20 protein-coding genes and 1 riboswitch are annotated in these 20,440 nt (G+C 55.3%); of the genes, 12 read left to right on the top strand and 8 right to left on the bottom strand.

Annotated elements, in window-relative coordinates; translation table 11 throughout:
* Positions 1 to 3: 3 nt before the first annotated feature.
* The 4 genes from ACR0AH_RS06760 to ACR0AH_RS06745 form a co-directional block, all read right to left on the bottom strand.
* Positions 4 to 537 (bottom strand): TRAP transporter small permease subunit, encoded by a 534-nt coding sequence (locus ACR0AH_RS06760; protein WP_170732617.1) that lies wholly within the window; start codon positions 535 to 537, stop codon positions 4 to 6.
* Between the two features lie 70 nt (positions 538 to 607).
* A complete protein-coding gene (locus ACR0AH_RS06755; RefSeq protein WP_480591004.1) occupies positions 608 to 1,582 on the bottom strand; it encodes a TRAP transporter substrate-binding protein in 975 nt (324 codons plus the stop codon).
* Positions 1,583 to 1,634: 52 nt separating this feature from the next.
* Positions 1,635 to 2,885 carry an NAD(P)/FAD-dependent oxidoreductase gene (locus ACR0AH_RS06750; protein ID WP_480591003.1) on the bottom strand — a complete coding sequence of 417 codons (1,251 nt, stop codon included), beginning with the start codon at positions 2,883 to 2,885 and terminating at the stop codon, positions 1,635 to 1,637.
* Positions 2,882 to 4,015, bottom strand: a complete 1,134-nt coding sequence (locus tag ACR0AH_RS06745; protein ID WP_480591002.1) for an enolase C-terminal domain-like protein — start codon at positions 4,013 to 4,015, stop codon at positions 2,882 to 2,884. Before ACR0AH_RS06745 ends, ACR0AH_RS06750 begins: the two co-directional genes overlap by 4 nt.
* Positions 4,016 to 4,111: 96 nt before the next feature.
* Between ACR0AH_RS06745 and ACR0AH_RS06740 the strand changes: the two genes are divergently transcribed.
* Positions 4,112 to 5,032: a LysR family transcriptional regulator gene (locus tag ACR0AH_RS06740; RefSeq protein ID WP_480591000.1), complete on the top strand. Its 921-nt coding sequence runs from the start codon at positions 4,112 to 4,114 to the stop codon at positions 5,030 to 5,032.
* On the opposite strand, the gene ACR0AH_RS06735 is transcribed toward ACR0AH_RS06740, so the two are convergent.
* The gene (locus ACR0AH_RS06735; protein WP_480590999.1) at positions 4,993 to 6,687 is read right to left on the bottom strand and encodes a thiamine pyrophosphate-binding protein; all 1,695 of its coding nucleotides are present in this window, start codon (positions 6,685 to 6,687) and stop codon (positions 4,993 to 4,995) included. The two genes, ACR0AH_RS06740 and ACR0AH_RS06735, sit on opposite strands and share 40 nt — an antisense overlap.
* Before the next feature lie 111 nt (positions 6,688 to 6,798).
* Here ACR0AH_RS06735 and ACR0AH_RS06730 point away from each other — a divergent pair, with 111 nt between their 5' ends.
* From ACR0AH_RS06730 to ACR0AH_RS06700, 7 genes are all read left to right on the top strand, one after another.
* Complete coding sequence (locus ACR0AH_RS06730) at positions 6,799 to 7,503, top strand: GntR family transcriptional regulator (RefSeq protein ID WP_170562158.1); 705 nt, start codon at positions 6,799 to 6,801, stop codon at positions 7,501 to 7,503.
* Complete coding sequence (locus tag ACR0AH_RS06725) at positions 7,500 to 8,210, top strand: aspartate/glutamate racemase family protein (protein ID WP_170732611.1); 711 nt, start codon at positions 7,500 to 7,502, stop codon at positions 8,208 to 8,210. The genes ACR0AH_RS06730 and ACR0AH_RS06725 overlap by 4 nt, the downstream gene beginning before the upstream one ends.
* A gap of 193 nt (positions 8,211 to 8,403) precedes the next feature.
* Positions 8,404 to 9,411 (top strand): phosphate acetyltransferase, encoded by a 1,008-nt coding sequence (gene pta, locus ACR0AH_RS06720; protein ID WP_170422529.1) that lies wholly within the window; start codon positions 8,404 to 8,406, stop codon positions 9,409 to 9,411.
* Between the two features lie 69 nt (positions 9,412 to 9,480).
* Positions 9,481 to 10,512: a putative sulfate exporter family transporter gene (locus ACR0AH_RS06715; protein WP_170732609.1), complete on the top strand. Its 1,032-nt coding sequence runs from the start codon at positions 9,481 to 9,483 to the stop codon at positions 10,510 to 10,512.
* Positions 10,513 to 10,673: 161 nt separating this feature from the next.
* Positions 10,674 to 11,912, top strand: a complete 1,239-nt coding sequence (locus ACR0AH_RS06710; RefSeq protein WP_480590997.1) for an AGE family epimerase/isomerase — start codon at positions 10,674 to 10,676, stop codon at positions 11,910 to 11,912.
* A 144-nt stretch (positions 11,913 to 12,056) separates the two neighbouring features.
* Positions 12,057 to 12,299, top strand: a complete 243-nt coding sequence (locus ACR0AH_RS06705) for a hypothetical protein (RefSeq protein WP_480590995.1) — start codon at positions 12,057 to 12,059, stop codon at positions 12,297 to 12,299.
* A gap of 47 nt (positions 12,300 to 12,346) precedes the next feature.
* Positions 12,347 to 13,621, top strand: coding sequence for a hypothetical protein (locus ACR0AH_RS06700; protein WP_480590994.1), 1,275 nt, complete (start codon positions 12,347 to 12,349; stop codon positions 13,619 to 13,621).
* Between the two features lie 310 nt (positions 13,622 to 13,931).
* Here the strand turns inward: ACR0AH_RS06700 and ACR0AH_RS06695 are convergent, their stop codons facing one another.
* Complete coding sequence (locus ACR0AH_RS06695) at positions 13,932 to 15,413, bottom strand: aminotransferase-like domain-containing protein (RefSeq protein WP_170393774.1); 1,482 nt, start codon at positions 15,411 to 15,413, stop codon at positions 13,932 to 13,934.
* A gap of 616 nt (positions 15,414 to 16,029) precedes the next feature.
* On the opposite strand from ACR0AH_RS06695, the gene ACR0AH_RS06690 reads away from it, so the two are divergent.
* The 4 genes from ACR0AH_RS06690 to ACR0AH_RS06675 all read left to right on the top strand — a co-directional run bounded on the left by ACR0AH_RS06690 (position 16,030) and on the right by ACR0AH_RS06675 (position 19,540).
* Positions 16,030 to 16,530, top strand: coding sequence for a TRAP transporter small permease subunit (locus ACR0AH_RS06690; RefSeq protein ID WP_170393772.1), 501 nt, complete (start codon positions 16,030 to 16,032; stop codon positions 16,528 to 16,530).
* A 119-nt stretch (positions 16,531 to 16,649) separates the two neighbouring features.
* Positions 16,650 to 17,648, top strand: a complete 999-nt coding sequence (locus ACR0AH_RS06685) for a TRAP transporter substrate-binding protein DctP (protein WP_170625728.1) — start codon at positions 16,650 to 16,652, stop codon at positions 17,646 to 17,648.
* A gap of 160 nt (positions 17,649 to 17,808) precedes the next feature.
* Positions 17,809 to 19,116: a TRAP transporter large permease gene (locus tag ACR0AH_RS06680; RefSeq protein WP_170393768.1), complete on the top strand. Its 1,308-nt coding sequence runs from the start codon at positions 17,809 to 17,811 to the stop codon at positions 19,114 to 19,116.
* A gap of 13 nt (positions 19,117 to 19,129) precedes the next feature.
* Positions 19,130 to 19,540 carry a universal stress protein gene (locus tag ACR0AH_RS06675; RefSeq protein ID WP_170393765.1) on the top strand — a complete coding sequence of 137 codons (411 nt, stop codon included), beginning with the start codon at positions 19,130 to 19,132 and terminating at the stop codon, positions 19,538 to 19,540.
* Between the two features lie 70 nt (positions 19,541 to 19,610).
* Here ACR0AH_RS06675 and ACR0AH_RS06670 read toward each other — a convergent pair whose 3' ends face one another.
* On the bottom strand, positions 19,611 to 19,910 hold the full coding sequence (locus ACR0AH_RS06670) for a CcdB family protein (protein WP_170509040.1): 300 nt from the start codon (positions 19,908 to 19,910) through the stop codon (positions 19,611 to 19,613).
* Positions 19,910 to 20,140, bottom strand: a complete 231-nt coding sequence (locus tag ACR0AH_RS06665) for a type II toxin-antitoxin system CcdA family antitoxin (protein WP_170406922.1) — start codon at positions 20,138 to 20,140, stop codon at positions 19,910 to 19,912. Before ACR0AH_RS06665 ends, ACR0AH_RS06670 begins: the two co-directional genes overlap by 1 nt.
* A 179-nt stretch (positions 20,141 to 20,319) precedes the next feature.
* Positions 20,320 to 20,425, top strand: a riboswitch (TPP riboswitch).
* Positions 20,426 to 20,440: the final 15 nt, after the last annotated feature.

The raw sequence follows: 20,440 nt of genomic DNA, 5'->3' as shown, positions 1-20,440 counted from the left end.
CTCTTACTCTCCGTGGCTCTGATCGGCCAGATCACGGGTGATGCGGTGATCACCCTTGAACAGGACATGGAACAGGTGATCGGTCAGCGCGACGGCCAGAATGACCGCTCCGATCAGCATGGTAGATTGCGGTATCCAAAGGGCGGTTTTATCTTGCCCCTGGCTGATATCGTTGAACTTCCAGCTCCAGTACACAAAGCGATAGGCATACCAGCAGAAATACCACATGACCGCCGAACCAATCGCAAAGCACCAGATTTCCAGAATTCTGCGAAAGCCATCGGGAACCGCATTCAGGAGAATGGAGACTCTAATATGGCTGCCTCGGTTCAGGGCGTTGGCGAAGGCCAGAAAAGACGCAGCGGCCATCGCGTATCCAGCATAATCCGGCGCGCCGGGAAAAACTTCGCCGGTCCAACGGGCCAGCATTTGCACCACAATGAGCACCAGAATGGCAATCAGGCTGAGCGCCGCCAGAACCCCTGCTGCCAGATAAATGAAATCCAGTACGGACCTGAGCCCTCGCATCGCCGCCATGCTGTCCCCGCTGTGCTTTTTGTGGATTGGGAGCAGGCGGCAGGATGAACTGCCGCCCGCATTCGAATGATTATTGAGAGTTAAACGCGTCGACGATGGCTTTGCCTTCGTCACCGGCGGCCTCAAGCCATTCGTTGGTCATGGTGACGCCGATTTCTTTCAGCTCATTCGTCATCTGTTCGGACGCAGGACCAACGGTCATGCCGCCATCGCGCAGACCCTGAAGCGTAAAGCCGGTATATTCCTTGGCACGCCAGTTACCTGCATACTCGGCCAGTTCCGCACAGCCTTTGATGACGTTCTTGTTCGCATCCGAGACACCGGCCCAGACGTCTGAGTTGACCATCACGTAGTTGCGCGGCAACCAGGCATCCACTTCATAGAAGTAGTTCAGACTTTCCCAGACCTTCCGGTCATAGCCGGTCGACCCGGAAGACACCATGGAATCCGCTACTCCGGTGGCAAAGGCCTGGCTGATCTCAGCCGCCTCGATGGTGACGGGCAGCATACCCGTCAGTTCGGCCAGGCGTGAGGTGGCGTTGTTATAGGAGCGGAACTTGATCCCCGCCATATCCGCGACCGAGTTCACCTCGTCCTTGAAGTACAACCCTTGAGGCGGCCAAGGCACGGCGTAAAGCAGCGTCAGGTTCTGTTCAGCCAGCAGCTTTTCGATGGACGGCTTTGCCGCATCCCACAGCTTGGCGCTATCATCGAATGACGTGGCCAGGAACGGGATGGAATCAAAGCCGAACAGCGCGTTTTCGTTCTGGTGCCCAGACAGCAGACGCTCACCAATCGGGGCTTGCCCGGTCTGGATCGCACGCTTGATGTCGGCACCTTTGAACAGCGAGCCGGAAGGGTGCGTGACAATCTCAATCTCACCACCTGTGCCGGTGGTCACACATTTGGCGAACTCCGCGCCCGTGGCCGAGTGGAAGTTTGATGCCGAATAGGCCATCGGCATATCCCATTTCTCTGCCATTACTGGCGCTGCTGCGGCAGCCGTCAGAGCGGTTGCTGCCAGAAGGCTTGTCAGTTTTTTCATCATGTTTCTCCCTGTTGAGTTTTGAGACGCCGGCGTTCTTCGCCAGTCATTTCTATGTTGCGAAACGCGAGGGCGCGTAGACGCTCATGTCAGTGTTCGGTGTTCTGCCCGCAATTATTTGGGCCAGAAGTCGCCCCGTTTTCGGCCCGCCTGTCAGGCCAATGTGATGGTGCCCAAAGCCCATATACGCACCGCTAATCCCCGGAGCCTCACCGATAATCGGGATCGAGTCGGTTGGTGCTGGGCGGTGCCCCATCCATTCCACTTCCTCCTTCCATGTCAAACCCGGGAAGGCCATCCGGGCATTCTTGCGCATCAATTCAAACGGCGCGCGTGAGGGTGGCGCATCAAGACCGCCAAATTCCACGATGCCAGCCAAACGAATGCGGCCATCCATCGGTGTGGCGACAAATTTGCCGGAAACCACCATGACCGGACTGCGCGGCATGGCAGAAGGCTCCACCAATTCAAGATGATAGCCGCGTTCGGTTTCAAGGGGAACAGAAATGCCCAAAAGCTTAGCCAAAGGTCCCGACCAAACGCCCGCAGTTACAATTGCCGTATCACACGCGATGGTTTCGCCTGCCGCCCGTATACCGGTTACGCGACCATTTTCCTGAACCACGTCATCGACCGCTGCACGTAGGATTGTGCTCCCATGTGCCTCGACATACGCCGCCAGATCTTTGACGTACCGACCAGGATCCGTGATATGGCCATGATCCGAAAGTTTCGCCGCAAAACCGATATCTTCACTATAGACCGGGTCGTAGGCGTGAAAGCCCGGGCCTTCCAATTCTTCCCATGTGAATCCGTTCCTGCGCCGAATGTCCCAGCCAAACGCATCATCATTGAAATGCGCGCGGTCCTTGTACAGGAACAGATAGTCAGACGGCACGATCCACTTTTCAGCGCCCGTGCCCTCAGCCAGCGCTTTGTGGTCGTTCAGGCTATCGCCAACAATTGGCGTCAAAGCTGACGCGATGCGTTCCACATCTGATGCATTCGCATGACTCAGATATTTTGTTAGCCAAGGAATCAGCTTTGGAAGATACCCCCATCTCAGAAACAACGGTTGTGACGGGCTGAGCAGCATTTTGGGCGCCTTCCGGAGCAGCCCTGGAACAGTCACCGGAACAATCGAGCATGACGCCAATACGCCCCCATTGCCGTGCGAGGTGCCCTCTCCCGGTCCGGCCTTGTCGATCAGGATTACCTCGTGACCATCCCGCTGCAGCCAGATTGCGGCTGAAACGCCAACAATCCCAGCGCCGATGATCGCTATGGTCTTCTTCTCGCTCATGCCCCCACCGCCTTGGCCACTGCATAATGCTCAAGCTTGGTTACATCAGGCCTGTTGCCGAGGCCGGGTGCGTCAGGGACTACAACTTCGCCGCTGCTTACTTGGAAGGGATTTTCCAGAATGTCCTCTTTCAGGAAGTAGGAGGCTTGATAGAACTCGCAGCCCAACGTTATCTCAGGTGTTGCAGCAATCATATGTGTGCCCGCCAGATGCGCCAATCCGGCCTCGAACATATCACCGCCATAGGCTGTCAGACCATGTGCTGCAGCGATACGGGCCACAGTCTGGCCTCGTGTCGGGCCACCGGATTTCATGATTTTCACTGAAACCCCGTCACAGATACCGTCACGCGCTGCCCGCTCCATGTCTTCGGGGCCAAAGACGCTCTCATCAGCCAGAAGTGGGACGTCAATCATCTGTCGCAACTTGCCCATCATGCTGAATTGATGAGCGCGGACAGGTTGCTCAATGAAATCCGGAGCGAATTGCGCAACATCGCGAACCTGAGCCGGTGCGTCCTCGATACTGAGCCCCTGATTGTAATCAACACGAACCCTGAAATCCGGATGGTTCTGCGCGAGATATTCCAACCGCATGATATCGAAGGCGTGATCCTTGAACCCGGTCTTGAGCTTTACAATCCGAACGCCATCGGCCTGCAATTGTGCCAGCAGCTCAACATCCTGAGCAAAATCCGGGTTCGCAATTGAGCAACTGAGTGGAATGGTTCCTCGGCACTTCCCGCCCAGCAGAGACCAAACAGGAACCTCGCTGATTCTGCCCGCAAGATCCAGCAAAGCGGTTTCCAATGCAGCTTTCGCCTCGGTGCAATGAGCCACGGCATAAGCTGCCTGCGCCATGATCGCTGAACGATCGCCCACTCTGGCCCCAACCACAAGAGCGCGCAAATAGCGATCAAGGGCTGCATAAGTGGCCTCTGGGGTGCCCGTGAAGACAGACCAGGGAGAGGCCTCTCCAAATCCTTCATTGCCGTCTTCGGATCTCAGCCGCAGGACGACGACTTCGCATGTTCCTTCGACGGACCCGATGCCATGATCACGGCGAGACGTCACGGGCAACTCAAGATACCAGAGATCATAGCCGATGATTTTCTGTGTCAGATCGCCCATTGCACCCCCTGCCAATGGCCGAAGCCTGCCTTGACGGGGATATCATTTCAAATACTATATTATCTAGAGGTCATCAGGAAAAATGATACTATAGCGATGTCCCTGCGATTTCGTCAGCTACAGGCTTTTCACGCCATCATGGAAACCGGCACTGTCACGGGTGCTGCCTCGGTGCTTGGGATTTCACAGCCCGGGATCAGCAATCTGTTGGCACAGCTGGAGCGCGAAGCTCGTTTGCCGCTGTTTGAACGCAACAAAGGCCGGTTGCTGCCCACGCCAGAAGCTGAACTTCTATACCGCGAGGTTGATACGGTTGTTCGGGGGCTGGATCACGTGGCGCAGGCGGTCACGGATCTGCAGAACAAGCATCCGGGTCAATTGCAGATCGCCGCACCACATCTGCTATCCTTCGGCTTCATGCCGCGTGAGATCGCTCGCTTCGCAGAAAGCCGCCCGAACCTGTCGGTGAGTTTTCAGTCGCAGTATTCCTCGAAGATTCAAGAATGGGTAAACTCTGGCCTGTTTGAGATCGGCATTGTCGAGATGCCCATTCTGCATGACACACTGAACTATCAGGTCTTTGAGTTCGAAACGCTGGCGACCTTTCCGGAAACCAGCCCTTTGGCAGATTATGATGTGCTCACACCTGAAATTCTTGAAAACGAACCATTCATCGTGATGGGGCCAGAGCATCAAACCCACCGACGAACTCGGGACATCTTCCAATCAGCGGAGCGCAACTGGCGGACCCAGATTCACACCCATCTGTCAGAAAACCTGCTAAGTTTCGTCAAGCAGGGCATGGGGGTCGCGATGATCGATCCCTTCACTGTCACCTTTGACGACGAGAGCGGGTACCAAACCCGCCCCTTCCGACCGGCTGTGATGCTTGATCTGGCCATTATCACCGCCAAAGGGCGACCCCTATCAACGATTGCACAGGATTTTCTGGCTCAGCTAACCCCTTCGATCGCCTCTTATGCCACCCATTCCGAAACCGGTGCAGCGGCATCGTGAAGCGGTTGTGAGTGAATGTCGACCAATGTCGGGCCATCATGCTCGATAGCCTGTTTCAGAACTTTGGACAGGTCTTCGGGATCTTTGACAGTCCATGATTTAACACCAAAGGCGCTTGCAACAGCGGCGTGGTCGGTGCGGTTGAAATCAACATTGTAGTATCTCTGCCCAAACCCTGCGTCCTGTCCGGCCTTGATCCAGCCAAAGACCGAGTTCGAGAATACTATCGAGGTGATCGGCATGTTGTGCCGCACCATGGTTTCGAACTCACCACAGGTAAAGCCGAATGAGCCGTCACCCATCACCGACAAGGTCTTGACCGAAGGCCGTCCAATATGCGCACCCATTGCAGCACCCAAGGAATATCCCAGCGCCCCATGCGCCCGGTTGGTGATGAAATGCCGCCCAGGTGTCCGCCAGCGGTAATGCGCGCTGAAATATGGGCATGGCGTGCCGGGATCAGCGACAACAATCGCATCATCATCCAGGATATCCATTAGCGAAGCCATGACAGCCTCGGGCCGGATCGGCGTTTCTCGGCTGGCTGCAAGCGGGGCGAACGCAGCTAATTTGGCCGCCCATGCCGCGTTTGATTTGGCCGCCCCGCCCAGCCTGGGCAGGTCTTGGCGTGCCGCCAATGCGTCCGCCAATGCCTCCAGCGCGAGACGCGCGTCGGCACAAATAGCGACTTCGGTCGGATAGTTGGCTCCGATCACCATCGGGTCACTGTCGATATGAATGATGGTGGCATCGCGCGCAGGGCTTCTCCAGCGCTCGGTCGTGACGGATCCTGCGCGACATCCGATGAACAGAACGACATCCGCCGCATCTACCACAGCGCGGGTGGCAGGCACCCCGCCATTCGATCCGACAACACCAAGCGCGAGCGAGTCTGTCTCGGCAATCGAGCCCTGCCCCGACACGGTCGTGGCGACAGGCATATCCAACAGTCCCGCAACCCGGCGCAGTGCGTCGCTTGCCCCTGATAGAACGGGTCCACCGCCACAAACGGCTACGGCGGATTTAGACTTTGAAAGTATCTCTGCTGCCGCCTCGACCGCATCCATGTCGGGGCCTGCACGTTCCGCCGGATAGCTGCGATGTCTTGCATCCGCCCAGATCTCTGCCTCGTCCACCGGCGCTTTCTGAGTATCGAAGGGCAAGGCAAGATGTGTGGCCCCAGGTGTACCGGTGGTCATTGCACGGAATGCCGCACGAACCATGGCCGGCAATCGCCTGGCATCATCCAGCGACGCATTCCACTTGGCCAGCGGCTTGAACAGCGCGGGTTGGTCCAATTCGGTCAGCGGGTACTTTCCCCGGCTGGTTGTCGCCACATCCGAGGTGATCGCAAGAATAGGAACCGAGCTTTCGTTGGCTTCGACCACGCCAGGTAGAATATAGGTCGCCCCGCCTCCAGACGGGCCTTCGCAGACACCCGGCTTACCTGTCACCCTTGCATAACCATCCGCCATGTAGGCCGCATGACGTTCATCCCGCGTCAGAATGTGCTGAATACCGTGATCCATCCGAGATAGCGCATCATAGAATGGCAAGGTTGTATCACCACATAGGCCGAACATGTGCTTCACGCCATGCGCCTCAAGCATACGGACCATTGCCTCGGCTCCGGTCAGGTAATTCGTTCCTGTCATGGTCGGCGACTCCCTTAATCTAATCTGCACACAGACCTGTATACAGTTTTGTATATTGATTTCAAGACTGGCCTGTGGCACCTGTGGGGCAACGACCAAAAGGCAGTACCGATGGCAGGTCCACGCGTTGATGATATCTACGATCAGGTGAAGGCCATGGCGGTTTCATTCCGCCTGCGTCCCGGCGATCGTTTGAACGAGGTCGCCCTGTCGAAGGAGCTGGGCGTCAGCCGCACCCCTTTGCGCGAAGCACTGAACCGGCTGGTCGCCGAACGTTTGTTCGACTTCCGCCCGGGACAGGGTTTCTTTTGCCGCCCATTGGATGCCCAAAGCATTTTTGACCTGTTCGAGCTGCGCCAAATCATCGAAACCGCCGCCGTCCGCGCAGCGTGCACCAAGGCCACCACAGAACAACTGCAGGCGCTTCACGACGAACTTTATGCGACGGGTATCGATATCACCGGGCTTACCGTTGAAGAGGCCGTCACGCGAGATGAAGCGTTTCATCTGGGCATCGCCCGGCTGTCTGGCAACATGGAATTGCTGCAAACCCTGATGCGGATTAATGAGCGCATTCGCTATATCCGATGGATTTCCATGAGTCTGGACCGGGTCCAACGCTCAAAAGACGAACATAAGCGCGTCATGCAGGCCTTGATGAACCGCGACGCTGATGAGGCCGCGCAGGCTTTGGGCACCCATATCAACAAGCGGATGGATCAGGTGCAGGACGCGGTGCGCCATGGGATATCAAGCATCTATATGGAAGGGTCCGACGATATCTCGACCCGCATCATTCAGGAGGCGCAGTCATGATCGCGCAGGGCGGAAAATCCATATACGGCGCATCTGTCGGCATCCTGATGTTGGACGCACAGTTTCCACGTATTCCCGGTGATATGGGCAACGCTCGGACATGGCCGTTTCCCGTGCTCTACCGCATCGTGCGCAACGCCTCGCCTGATCTTGTGGTCCGACAAGGTGCTGAAGGAATGCTTGGAGCGTTCATCGATGCCGCACGGGAACTTGTCAAAGACGGGGTAGACGGGATCACCACCAATTGCGGCTTTCTTTCGCTGTTTCAGGATGAACTGGCCGAGGCGGTTCCTGTTCCGGTCGCGACGTCCTCGATGATGCAGGTCGATATGGTGAACCGTATCCTTCCTGCAGGAATGCGCGCCGGCATTCTAACCATCTCCGCCTCAACACTTACGAATGAGCACCTGCGAAAGGCACAGGTCCCCGACGGAACTCCAATTGGCACCACCGAAGGCGGCAACGAATTCACAACCGCTATTCTCGAAAACGCATTGACGCTGGATGTGGACAAAGCCCGCGACGACAATGTCGAAGCAGCGCTTGCGCTGCAAGCGGGCAATCCCGACCTTGGTGCAATTGTACTGGAATGTACAAACATGTGCCCTTACGCGGCGGACATACAGCAGGCGACTGGTTTGCCAGTGTTTTCTATTGTTACTTTCATCAACTGGTTTCAGGCCGGACTAAACCCGCCAAGGTTCTGATCAAGTGAACAGTAAGTCCAGAGTAGCCGCCGCCTATAGCCAGATGGCGATTCTGGACCTATCGGCAACAACTTGACGGTGAACCAGAACCAAGCAATCAAGAAACGAAATCGGAACAGCGCCGAAACGATCATCGTTGACCTCAAGGCACCTGTTCCGACACCGATTAACAACAGTTCAGGAACCGAGACGCATGACGAAAACACCGATCGAGCTGTTGGCGGCCAGTGCCTCGGAAACCCGCCCAGTTGTAGCGCTGAGCGAAGGCACCGATCCCCGCATTGTTGCCGGAGGATTAGCCGCCCATAAGGCTGGTCTGGCAGATATTATTCTCGTCGGACCTGAGGCCGACGTTAAAGCGGCGCTCGCGGCAGAGGGTGGCTCAACCGGGGACGGTATCGCCATCCATGATCCTGCGCATTCGGAACTGACTGACGCTTTTGCGGCCGAGTATCATTCTCTGCGCAAACACAAAGGTGTCGATGAAGCCAAGGCACGCAAAGCCGCAGAATCGCCGCTGGTCTATGCCGCGATGCTGGTGCGAATGGGGCACGCAACAGGAACCGTGGGCGGGGCGGTCCATACCACAGGCGATGTGGTCAGAACTGCCATCCAGGTTATTGGAATGAAGCCTGATGCTGGTATGGTATCCTCGTTCTTTCTGATGTACCCACCCGAGGCCGCCGCTGAGGGCGCGCGCGCCATGCTCTATTCTGACTGCGGCTTGGTGATCGATCCGACCTCCGAAGAACTGGCAAACATTGCAGCTGCTTCAGCGGTTTCCGCGCGGGCATTGCTGCAGGAAGAGCCAAAGATCGCGATGTTGAGTTTCTCAACAAAAGGCAGCGCCCAACACCCAGCGGTGGACAAAGTCGTCAACGCGACAGAAATTCTGCGGGCGAAACACCCAGAGTTGAATGTGGATGGAGAGCTGCAATTTGATGCCGCCTTCGTGCCGTCGATTGGTGAGCGAAAATCCCCCGGGTCCTCGGTCGCGGGTCAGTCGAACGTCAAGATTTTCCCAAATCTGGATGCCGGAAATATCGGGTACAAGATGACTCAACGGCTGGGCGGTTATCTGGCGATCGGTCCGGTTTTGCAGGGGCTCGCCAAACCGGCCAATGATCTATCGCGCGGATGCAGCGCAGAAGATGTGACGCAGATAATCGCGGTGACCATCCTGCAGGCGCGCGAACCCTAAACTCGGCAGCTCGCCTGCCCCTTCGTGCGGGCTCGCGACCCATTCCTTACAAACGAAAGACTATCCGTTATGGCGTCCGCCGATCCCTCAGACCTATCCCTCACCGAGCGGAGCAAGGAGCGTGTTCGCACGCTCTTTCCCGGCGTCATGATTGCCGTAACCGTTGCCGTCGCCGCCAAGTTCCTGTCCGAGCATTATGCTACCCCGGCCATGCTGCTTGCCCTTCTATTGGGGATTGCGGTCAGCTTTCTCGGCGAAGAAGGAAAAACCGTTGAGGGGATCGGATTCGCCGCACGCACACTTCTGCGCCTTGGCGTGGCCTTGCTGGGTGTGCGCGTGTCGATGACTCTGATGCTGGGTCTGGGCTGGGACCTGATTGCCCTTGTGATCGTCGGAGTGCTGTTGACCATAGGTTTTGGCCTGTCCGTAGCTCGTTTTTTTGGCCACAAATGGCGCTTTGCCTTTCTGACCGCCGGTTCGGTCGCAATTTGCGGTGCATCGGCGGCAATGGCGATCAGTGCAATCCTGCCCAAGGACGAACGCTCGGAAGAGCGTCTGATTTTTACTGTCATGGGCGTGACCGTTTTGTCCACCATCGCCATGATCGCCTATCCGATCCTCGTACGCTCATTAGGGATGAACGATGTTGCGGGCGGTGTGTTTCTGGGTGGCACCATCCATGATGTGGCTCAGGTTGTCGGCGCGGGATTTTCGATCTCGGAACAAACCGGAGATACAGCGACGCTGGTCAAATTGTTCCGCGTGGCGATGCTGGCACCAGTGGTTTTGGTCGCTTCACTGATTATTCGTGGCTTTGCTGAAATGGACGCAGACGGGAAACGCCCACCGCTGTTGCCGGGATTCGTGTTAGGATTTCTGGTTCTCGCTGCGGCATCCTCATTCGGATTGATCCCGCCAGCGATTTCAGAATTTCTAAGCCAATGCTCTCGATGGTTGTTGCTTGTTGCGATCGCAGCTGTTGGGATGAAGACAAACCTTAAACAAATCCTGTCGGTCGGTGCAGCCGCAATCGCCCTCATCATAGTGGAGACGTTGTTCATCGCCGTGGTAATTCTGGCCGGGATTAACCTATTAACCTGAAGCAGTTACCAAGAGTTTTCCGCCAACTGCGACGGCTGAACGGCAACCCCTGACAGTCCGATGCGGGTTTGCCGATTGCCTTCGTTCGCGGTGTTTGGTTCATTGGCGACTGGCGCTTTGCAGCGCTTTTTCGTTCGATTCCGAATGATTCCTCAAGCGAGATGAAGAATATGGACAACACCTTGCCTCTGCCACCCGGCCCACGTTCCGAACCGGGCTTTTGGCTTGATTCATCTGAACACCGCACGTGGTTGAAAGATCAGGCTATGCAACAGTTGGCGTTTTTCAGCGCAAGTTGTCGGACCGAGCCAGGATTTTTCATCCTCGACCATGATGGCAGCCCGCTGCCAAACACATTGCAGGAACTGCACACGACTACACGCCTAGTGCATTCTTACGCTCTGGGGCATCTGATTGAATTTCAAGGCGCAGAGCGGATCATCGATCACGGTATGGCCTACCTCAACAGCCACCACAAAGACCGGGATCACACCGGTTACCTTTGGGCTTTGGATGGCGACAACATCAAGGATGATCGCAAACTTGCCTACGGGCATGTCTTTGTTCTGCTCGCTGCCTCAAGCGCAAAACAGATAGGGCACCCGGAAGCTGACAAACTGCTGACCGAAGTCCGAGATGTTTTGGACACCCATTTCTGGGATGATGAGACCGGGTTGTTCCGCGACGAATGGAACCGCGATTGGACGCCGTTTTCCACATATCGCGGAATGAACGCGAATATGCACGGAGTTGAGGCACTGCTTGCAGCTTTTGAGGCGACAGGCGACGAAATCTATATTACCCGCGCCGGTCGTATTCTGGATTTCTTTATTGGCCGGATCGCACCTGCTGAAAACTGGCGCTTGCCCGAGCATTTCACTTCAGATTGGCAGATTGACCGAGGCTATGCCGGTGACCCGATGTTTCGTCCCGCAGGCACGACCCCGGGCCATTCGTTCGAGCTTGGGCGACTTCAGCTGCAGCATTGGGATTTATCAGGCCGACCGAACTCGGGCGCGCCCGAGTCATCGCGACGATTGATTGAGCAGGCCCTCAAGGATGCGTGGCTGCCCGGCGGCGGCATGGTATATACGCTGGATTTTGGGGGTCGGGTCGCAAATGCGTCGCGGTTCTGGTGGCCAGTAGCTGAAGCCATTGGTGCGGTTGGAGCCCTGATCGCACTGGATAAAAGGAAAGAGGATGAAATTTGGTACAGAAAACTCTGGACCTTTGCGAATGAGACGTTCGTGGATCACCAACATGGCGGCTGGTTCCCGGCGGTGGATGAATCCGGTGACATCGTGACATCCATCTTTGACGGCAAACCGGATATCTATCATTCATTGCAGGCTTGCCTGTTCCCGCTATCGGGGCGCTTATCGCGGATGGTGCCGCTTTAGCGCGCGGATTCAAACAGAGCGAGACCCGCATCGAGCCGGCTCAATTGAAGAGTCGGGGCAAATCTGCTATGTTTAATGCATTCAACACCATCCGACGACCTGCGAGTTCGGATGCGTTTCTTGACGACCGGATAGGAGAGTTGAATGGCAAATCAAGCACGTGGAAAGCGAACGACCCGAAAGGGCACACTTGAGGTGAGACCACAACCATCGGCCCATTCCGCCCTGAGCGAACGGGCCGGGGCGTCAGGCCTCATGACCCCGCAAATGCTGAGCGAACGCGATGAGCGCGTCTCAAAAACTCGCAAAAAGGGCGGGCCTGCATTGGAAGAAGATAACTCTGATCAATCCGGCAATGACGCTGGTCCGACAGAACTGGATTACTAATCAATTACGCGCATTTTTTTTGACATGAATAGATTACGGAGGCTGCTATGCCCTCGACCCATCAGCCAAGGATTTTCAACACAGTAAACCTTACGGATTTCGACACTAACGGCCAAACCTCAACTGTGGGCGAACCGACGGTTTCCAGCAACGGAGGCCAGATTCTGGCCACTGGCAACTGGTATGCAAGTCGGTCACTGGACGGCGGCCAAAGCTGGTCTCACATGAGCCCTTTCACGTTGTTCCCACCTGTTGACGGGGGGTTTTGCTGCGACCAGACCACGATTTACGACCCAAGCCGGGATCTGCTTATCTGGCTGCTACAATATATCGAACAGGGGGGCACCAACACACTGCGGGTTGCGGTCAAACAAGGGCGCACGTTGGGGAATGACACATGGAACATTTGGGATTTCACCCCCGCCGGGCTTGATCCCGCGTGGAACAATGAGTGGTTCGACTATAACCACGTTTCGTTGTCAGAAAACTATATGTATGCGGGCACCAATGTGTTCTCGGCCGGGGCTAACCAGTTTACCCGCTCGGTCATTCTGCGGATTTCACTGGACGAACTGGCGACCGCGGCAACGCTATCATTCGACATATTCGAAACAGAAGACAACTTTTCTCTGCGCTGCGTACAAGGCGCACGCGGCGCGATGTACTTTGCCAGCCACAACACGAACTCGCAGATCCGCGTATTCAGATGGACCGAGAACGCCTCGGACGTAGATGAATTCGACATCGATGTCACGCCTTGGTCCGCAGGCAATTATTCCGCGCAGACCACCGGTGGCGACTGGATGTCGCGCACTGATCCACGCATTATGGCTGGTTGGCTGGGACGCGGCGTTCTGGGCTTTATGTGGACAGCTAATCGTCAGACCAACAGGCCACTCCCTTACGTCAGGACCGTCCGCATTGACGAAGCAACCATGTCATTGATTGACGAACCGGATATCTGGAACAGTCAGATCGCGTTCGCCTACCCCTCAACAGCTGTAAACCGGGTTGGTGATGTAGGGCTTTCGGTCTTTGCGGGTGGTGGGAATTTGCATCCGAGCCATGTTGTTGGCTCATACGACGATATCGATCTGACTTGGCGGCTGGCCCTCGCTCGACGGGGCACAGACACTCCGGGTCTGGGAAAATGGGGCGACTACACCAACTGTGCCGAGGTTGCCGATGATGGCTTCACCTGGCTGGCAGCCGGGTACACGCTGCAGGGCGGGAACACCCAAACTGACATCGAACCAACCATGACCTGGTTCGCACAGCAGCGCTATGACGCACCACGTCGCCATCCGCCCGTTATCGTCTAAAACATTATAACCATTTATAATTCAGGGATATACATCATGCACAGAGCGATTAAATCACAAGGCGTAAAGTCATTCTTGCGGCAGGAAGCCCCCTGGCTACTTATCGCCTTTGTTATTGCTGACCTATTCTACAAATGGGGGTCATTCGCCCTGGAATGCGTCGGCTTTCTGCTGACTTGGTACGTCCTGAGCCTTCTAGCCAGCCTGGTGTCACATATGCTGTGGGGGGAAAACTCAGCTGTCGGAGATTGAACCATCGATCAATCTTTTTAAGCTTGCGGACTATTGGTTTGCCTCCCGCCCTGGTACATTACGAGTTTGTTGCGCGTAGGTCTGAAATCACTTCGGACAACAGCTCAATCCCTTTTCGGATAGAACCGGGTTGGATTGACGAGACGCCAAGACGAAAGTGGTATCTCCCTGCGGTTTTATTTGAAAAACAGGGCCCGATCGGCTCCACAATAACACCGCGTTTTAGGGCGGCTTGACATATCGTCATGGCATCCAACCGGGCCTCGGGATCAGAAAGCACAAAAACCGTTCCGCCAAATTCGCCCGTTTTCAGGAAATGGGGTAGCTTTTCACGGATCGTCGTATCAGCCAGATGCCAGCGCAGCTCATAATTCTGGCGAACCCTGCGCAACAAGCCATCATAGTACCCCAAGTTAATAAACGCGGCAGCAGTGTGCTGAAGAATCATCGGCGGATGGCGCATCATCATTCCCCGGCAATCGCGCGCGGCGTCAATAAATTCTGGCGCAGCCGCCAGATACCCCAGGCGCAAACCTGGTGAAAGACCTTTGGAAAGGCTGCCCAAATAGATCAATCGATCCGTGTCATCCAGACTGCGCAGCGGCAGCAAAGTAGAATGCCGGTAATCCACATCGCATTCGTAATCGTCTTCGACGATGTAAAAATCATACTCTTCAGCGGCCTGCAGCAAGGCCTTGCGGCGACGCTCGGACATCGTGACGGTGGTTGGGTGCTGGCGATTGGGGGTTACGAATACCAGGTCAGCCTCGCGCAGACGTTCATCGACGATCAGACCCTCGCTATCAATGGGTTGAAACCTTACATTCCCAAAATTTGCCTGAAGGATCTTGCGTGCATCCGGATATCCCGGATCCTCCATGACCGCAGTTTTATCGCGCCCGCCGAACAACAGGCTGGTGATAAACAACCCGTTTTGCGAACCCAATGTGATCAGGATTGAGTCGCTGGGTTCAAAAATACCGCGACGGGGCAGGATGCGCTGCCGGACCTGCTCGATAAGTTCAAAGCAATCCTCGTACAACCCGTCCGCAGACCAGATTTTCAGGTGCTTTCGATTCATGGCCAACCGAGTGCATTCGCGCCAATCCGCAACCGGGAATGCGCCATCATCGATTTGGTTGCACACAAACGGATAGTCGTACTTGTACCAGTCATTCGGGCGCTGGATGGTTTCGATCTCTTCGGTGCGGCGCAGTTTGTTCAGTTTCTGGCCAATTGATGTGCGCTGTCTGGTGCTGGTTCGACCAATCGCATCACCGTCGGTGCGAATCCCCACGTCAGAGCAGACATAATAACCCGAGCGGGGCCGGGCCTCGATCAGTTGCTCTTCTTCAAGCTTTCGATAAGCCGCGACGACCGTATTGATCGAAACATCGAGATCCCGCGCCAACCCCCGACATGAGGCAAGCTTTAGTCCAGACGGCATCAAACCTTCAAAAATGAGTCGTGAAATCTGCGAGACGATCTGATCTCGCAAACCGCTGGACTGAGTTTTGTCGATGCTCAACCGTTGTGTCATGTCCTGTCAGGCTCTAGTCGCAAATTCTGCGACGCGATTTGCAAACTGTATCCATGTTTTCAAGTGCTCCATGCAAAGTGGAAACGACACCAAATTCCCCAATTCTGTACTGGCAATGCTGAAAGCAATAGCGCTCTTACTAAAAGCGGGTTGATGATAACTCAAAAAAGAGACTTCAGCCAACGCTATGTTTTTAAAGTATTTATACAGACCAGAGATGTGCTTAAGCAACCTGCGCTGCCATTGTTGAACTTGTAACATCTTAACGCTCGGGACTGAATCGCGGCATCGAACAGTCACTTGGCGCGATGAAATCTGTACCCATTATTACAAACAACTGTATCTTTCTCAGTCGAACTCCTTCGCGTTTGCTGTAGCGATCCGGGAAGTTCCATGTCGAAATTAGGGATCACCCGGGCCGTTCGATGCGACTAGGGAGGGAGACCGTTCGCATGGTTTTGCAGGAGTGGGATATGCGTCGACTCTGTGAACAGCGATTCAGCAGACGTTTCTCTGATGTCCTTCCGAACCCCGACGCGAAGGGTCCGGTACATCAATTCAGCGCACAGATTTTTTGAGGGAGAACCAGATCCATGAAAAACACAACGAGGTTGGCATGCTGATGCGCGGTCTGGAAAAGCTGACAAGCGCAATCTCAGAAGTCATGGGCCGCATAGGCTGGTTTCTCATCTTGTATTGCATGGCGTTTGGCGTGTCGGACGTATTCATGCGCTATGTACTGAACGCGCCCTCCCAGTGGATCGGCACCACATTGCAAGCTGCGATGGTGTTGTTGGCCTGCACCGGCGGCGTCTATGCGTTGCAGCATGACAGTTTCGTCAAACTCGACCTGTTTTATGCAAACGCCAGCAAGCGGTCAAAAGCGATTTTGGATGTCCTGACGGCACCGATTGCAATCCTGTTTCTGGTCGCATTGATCTGGAAGGGTTACGAAGCCGCATCGCTGTCTCTGATGCTTAATCAGAAGACCCCGACATCCATTCCGATCCCGATTTATCCGATCAAATTTGCGATCCCACTCAGCGGTGCAATGGTTCTCTTGGTGGTCCTGAAACACTTGCTCCGCGATCTGCAAACGATCTTCGGGCGCAGTTAGGCACGCTGGCTTGGGCGCCTGCAAATACAAACGAAAATAGACTGATCCACTAACGAGGAGGAATAAACATGAAACCAAACAGGTTTGTGCACACAACCATGTGGGCAGGCGCCATAGCCGTGACCGCAAGCATTGCCGTCGCACAAGATGGGCCGCCGGATGAAGTAACCGAGTGGACCTTCCAGCCCGCATTTGACCAGACCGATGCCGGCTGGGACAATGGCCTGATCCCTTGGGTTGAAGCAGTTGAAAAAGCGACTGAAGGCACGGTCAAAATCCGTGTTGAGCCCGCAGGGGCGCTGGTCAGTGGTGCAGAGGCCTTTGGCGCAGCGGCTGCTGGTCTGACCGATGGCTACGCGGGCTGGGGTTCAGTCTATGGTGGCGACATGCCCGAAGGCATGCTGGCGTTTGGCATGGCCATGGGCGCCGACAACACCGAAGAAGCGTGGGAAGTGATGTGGGGCAACCCCGACTACCGCGTTGGTGACATCGTGCAAGAGGCCGCCAACGCGCGGAACCTGCAGTGGGCAGGCTGGACCAACCAGGGACCGAACGCAATGTTCACCAAGTTCCGTGTCGAAAAACTGGAAGATCTGGAAGGCCGCAAGATGCGCGCCGGTGGACCCCAGGCCATCTTCCACTCGACCATGGGCGGCGCGCCGGTCTCGATGAACGGTGGTGAGATTTACACCGCAATCAAACTGGGCACCATCGAAGGCACCTACTGGGATACAGGCGGCATCGATGACATGTCGTTCCAGGAAGTTATCGACTATGCGATCATGCCCGGCTGGAACCCTGCTCAGCACCAGGAGATCTTCATCAACCTGCAGAGCTGGAACGCCCTGACCGACTGGCAGCGCGAAAAGATCAACGGTGTTTTCGAAGAAACCTATTTCGAAACCAGCCGCATGCATGCGGAAGGTGTCGAAGAAGCGCTTCAAATCCTGCGCGATGCCGGTGGTGAAGTAATCGAGCTGAGCGATGAAGAAGTTGCTCGTATGCGCGAGAAATCCATTGCCGAAGTGTGGCCGCAGGTTGCAGCCGCATCCGAGGGCAACGCCAAAGGCGTGGAAATCTTCAAGAGGTTCCTGGAAGACAAGGCGAACGCGCAATAATCCCGCGCAATGTCATCTTTCCAATATAGCTAAAACTCTTTCGCTGGCCCGATCGTCGGGCCAGCGGACCAGACGGGCGCATGTCAGTGTTAAAAGCACTGCTGACACACAACCCGGCAAAGACCGCGCGAACGGCCACTAGGTAGGGAAACTAAAGATCATGAGCCTCGAACTAATTACAGCGCTGTATTTCTTAATACTGTTTGGGATCCTTTTCATGGGGCTGCCGGTTGCGTTCGGCTTGGGCGGAACAGCGGTTCTATTTGCCCTGGTTTTCGAACCTCGCGCGCTGTTGTCCGTGCCCAGTGCATTCTATTCAACGCCTTGGAATTCGGTACTGGTCACAGTGCCATTGTTCTTGTTCATGGGCTCACTCATAAGATTTTCGGGGATAGCCGAAACGGCCTATGACGCCGTTTACAAGCTGATCGGCCACATTCATGGTGGTCTCGCGATGGGTACAGTTCAGGTCTGTACTGTTTTTGCTGCAATCACCGGCATCACACCACCGGCGACCACCACAATGGGTCAGATCGCCTATCCTTCGATGATGCGCTACAAATATGATCGCCGTATCGCGATCGGTTGTATCGCGGCAGGCGGTGCATTGGGTGCGCTGATCCCACCAAGCGTTCCGTTCATCTTCTATGGATTGCTGGCCAAGGTTTCGATCGGTGACCTGTTCATGGCGGGGTTGCTGCCCGGCCTGATGCTGGCAACTTTCTACACGATCTATATCGGCGTACGTTGTAAAATCCAGCCCGAGCTAGGCCCCGCCCTGCCCGCCGATCAGAAATTCACCCGCACCGAAAAACTGACCGCCGTTCTCAGCATCTGGCCGTTTGCCTTACTCATCATCATCGTTCTGGGCGTCATCTGGGGCGGTATCGCGACGCCGGCGGAAGCTGCCGCATTTGGTGCCGCAGGCGCCTTTGTCATCAACCTGATCTACGGCAAACTGACCTGGGAGGTGCTGAGGGAATCGTTGGTGTCCACCTTGAAGCTCAGCGGTATGGGGCTTTGGATTCTGATTGGTGCCACCGTCTATCTTAATGTGTTCAACACGCTTGGCAGCCAGGACCTGCTGACCAATCTGGTTCTTTCCATGCCCGGCGGTGCAACCGGCATCCTGCTGATGATGATGCTGATCATCCTCGTCCTGGGTATGGTGATGGATGATTGGGCCATCATCATGCTGTGCACACCACTGTTCATCCCGATTATCGACGAATTGGGGATCGACAAGCTGTGGTTTGGCGCGCTGTTCATCGTGAACATCCAAATCGCTTACCTGACACCTCCGTTCGGTTTTGTGCTGTTCTGGATCAAAGGGGTTCTGCCCAAAGATGTCAGCATGGGGGATGTCTACAATTCGGTTGGCCCGTTTGTGGCACTCCAGTTCGTTGGCCTGACCCTGATCTTCATCTTCCCGCAGATCGCCACCTGGCTGCCCAACATCCTGAAATAATCCGGAGGTACAGATGTATAACCATATCCTCGTTCCAGTCGCCCCTGATCACATCAACGACTGTGCCAAATCTCTGGATGCAGCAAGCCGCTTGCTATCGGATGGCGGGACAGTATCGGTGCTGTCCGTTCTCGAAGAACTACCTTCGTATATTGGGTCATACTTTCCACCCGAGCAGGTTCAGAAAAGCGTTTCTGATTTTGAGGACAAACTGAACGCATCGATGGAGTCTCCGAAGATCGGCACTCATGTTGTTACAGGTCATCCAACAAATTCCATTCTGGATTGGGCCGAGGAACACAAAGTGGACTGCATAGTGGTTGCGTCACACCAACCAGGCCTTTCGGACTATCTGATCGGTTCAACGGCTGCACGTGTTGTCCGCCATGCACATTGCAGTGTCGTGGTACTGCGCGACAAGTAGAGCAGAAGCATAACACCTGACAGGTGTTATGCGTGCAAGATGGCTGGCCAATGAGGCCAGCCATTGTCGTTCAGAACCCTTGCATCAGCATGTCTACGGCCACGGTGATCTGCTCGAAATCATCTTTCAGATGACCCACGGGTGATTTGAGGAGTCCCACAGGAACAGCAGCCATGAACTGGGTCACCATTACAACCTGCTCACCATCTATCAGGAACTCAGGGTTGAGGCGGGTCGCTGGTTTCGGCGCACGTGCTTTTGACAAAAGCGGCACCACTATGCGGGTATTCAGATCGCTCAGAAGATCGGTTTGCACATCCAGAAGATAGCCATCGCCGGATGGGTTGGGGAACACATCGTATTTTGGCATCAGAACTGACGAAAGCGGTCCAAGGGCAACCCGTGCCGTTCAACATACGAGTTTGAGCTTTGCAGTGCCTCCGCGTTTTCGGCCCTCCACTGTGCGGCCTTCGCAGCGGCAACGGCGGCACGCACTCCTTCTTCGGCGGCACGCGACAGGTTCACGTTCAGCGCTCTGGCCTCGGTGAGTAAAGCGCTATCAAGTGATAGATTGGTCGGTTTGCGTGGTTGAGCGTTCATTCTGTCTTAGCCTCCATGTGCCCGAGAATATCAATATACTATATGCGCGTCAAATATGCACATATCTCCTAAAGGACTTCTCTGGCTTCGTGGCTCGTTCTTATGGTATTTCATTCAATGCTTATTGAACGAGAACCTAACGATTTCGGTTGAAATCGTCCTCTCATCCCCCTAATCACGACCCTACCTCGGGGTGCGCTAAAGACCGCGCTGAGATGCCAATTGGCAAACCCGTTGAACCTGAACCGGCTAGAACCGGCGGAGGGAAAGGTACAGGTTTCATCCATCCTTGCCCTCTCG

The organism is Ruegeria sp. AM5 (genome assembly GCF_056540645.1).
The sequence above is the reverse complement of the archived record's forward strand: the minus strand, read 5'-3'. Positions and strand labels throughout refer to the sequence as shown.

What these genes read in the sequence shown, in the direction of transcription:
- ACR0AH_RS06760 (WP_170732617.1), bottom strand. Translation starts at nt 537, where the DNA reads ATGGCGGCGATGCGAGGGCTCAGGTCCGTACTGGATTTCATTTATCTG.
- ACR0AH_RS06735 (WP_480590999.1), bottom strand. Translation starts at nt 6,687, where the DNA reads ATGACAGGAACGAATTACCTGACCGGAGCCGAGGCAATGGTCCGTATG.
- ACR0AH_RS06750 (WP_480591003.1), bottom strand. Translation starts at nt 2,885, where the DNA reads ATGAGCGAGAAGAAGACCATAGCGATCATCGGCGCTGGGATTGTTGGC.
- ACR0AH_RS06725 (WP_170732611.1), top strand. Translation starts at nt 7,500, where the DNA reads ATGATCGCGCAGGGCGGAAAATCCATATACGGCGCATCTGTCGGCATC.
- ACR0AH_RS06705 (WP_480590995.1), top strand. Translation starts at nt 12,057, where the DNA reads ATGGCAAATCAAGCACGTGGAAAGCGAACGACCCGAAAGGGCACACTT.
- ACR0AH_RS06715 (WP_170732609.1), top strand. Translation starts at nt 9,481, where the DNA reads ATGGCGTCCGCCGATCCCTCAGACCTATCCCTCACCGAGCGGAGCAAG.
- ACR0AH_RS06730 (WP_170562158.1), top strand. Translation starts at nt 6,799, where the DNA reads ATGGCAGGTCCACGCGTTGATGATATCTACGATCAGGTGAAGGCCATG.
- ACR0AH_RS06670 (WP_170509040.1), bottom strand. Translation starts at nt 19,910, where the DNA reads ATGCCAAAATACGATGTGTTCCCCAACCCATCCGGCGATGGCTATCTT.
- ACR0AH_RS06700 (WP_480590994.1), top strand. Translation starts at nt 12,347, where the DNA reads ATGCCCTCGACCCATCAGCCAAGGATTTTCAACACAGTAAACCTTACG.
- ACR0AH_RS06745 (WP_480591002.1), bottom strand. Translation starts at nt 4,015, where the DNA reads ATGGGCGATCTGACACAGAAAATCATCGGCTATGATCTCTGGTATCTT.
- ACR0AH_RS06755 (WP_480591004.1), bottom strand. Translation starts at nt 1,582, where the DNA reads ATGAAAAAACTGACAAGCCTTCTGGCAGCAACCGCTCTGACGGCTGCC.
- ACR0AH_RS06675 (WP_170393765.1), top strand. Translation starts at nt 19,130, where the DNA reads ATGTATAACCATATCCTCGTTCCAGTCGCCCCTGATCACATCAACGAC.
- ACR0AH_RS06690 (WP_170393772.1), top strand. Translation starts at nt 16,030, where the DNA reads ATGCTGATGCGCGGTCTGGAAAAGCTGACAAGCGCAATCTCAGAAGTC.
- ACR0AH_RS06695 (WP_170393774.1), bottom strand. Translation starts at nt 15,413, where the DNA reads ATGACACAACGGTTGAGCATCGACAAAACTCAGTCCAGCGGTTTGCGA.
- ACR0AH_RS06680 (WP_170393768.1), top strand. Translation starts at nt 17,809, where the DNA reads ATGAGCCTCGAACTAATTACAGCGCTGTATTTCTTAATACTGTTTGGG.
- pta (WP_170422529.1), top strand. Translation starts at nt 8,404, where the DNA reads ATGACGAAAACACCGATCGAGCTGTTGGCGGCCAGTGCCTCGGAAACC.
- ACR0AH_RS06665 (WP_170406922.1), bottom strand. Translation starts at nt 20,140, where the DNA reads ATGAACGCTCAACCACGCAAACCGACCAATCTATCACTTGATAGCGCT.
- ACR0AH_RS06740 (WP_480591000.1), top strand. Translation starts at nt 4,112, where the DNA reads ATGTCCCTGCGATTTCGTCAGCTACAGGCTTTTCACGCCATCATGGAA.
- ACR0AH_RS06710 (WP_480590997.1), top strand. Translation starts at nt 10,674, where the DNA reads ATGAAGAATATGGACAACACCTTGCCTCTGCCACCCGGCCCACGTTCC.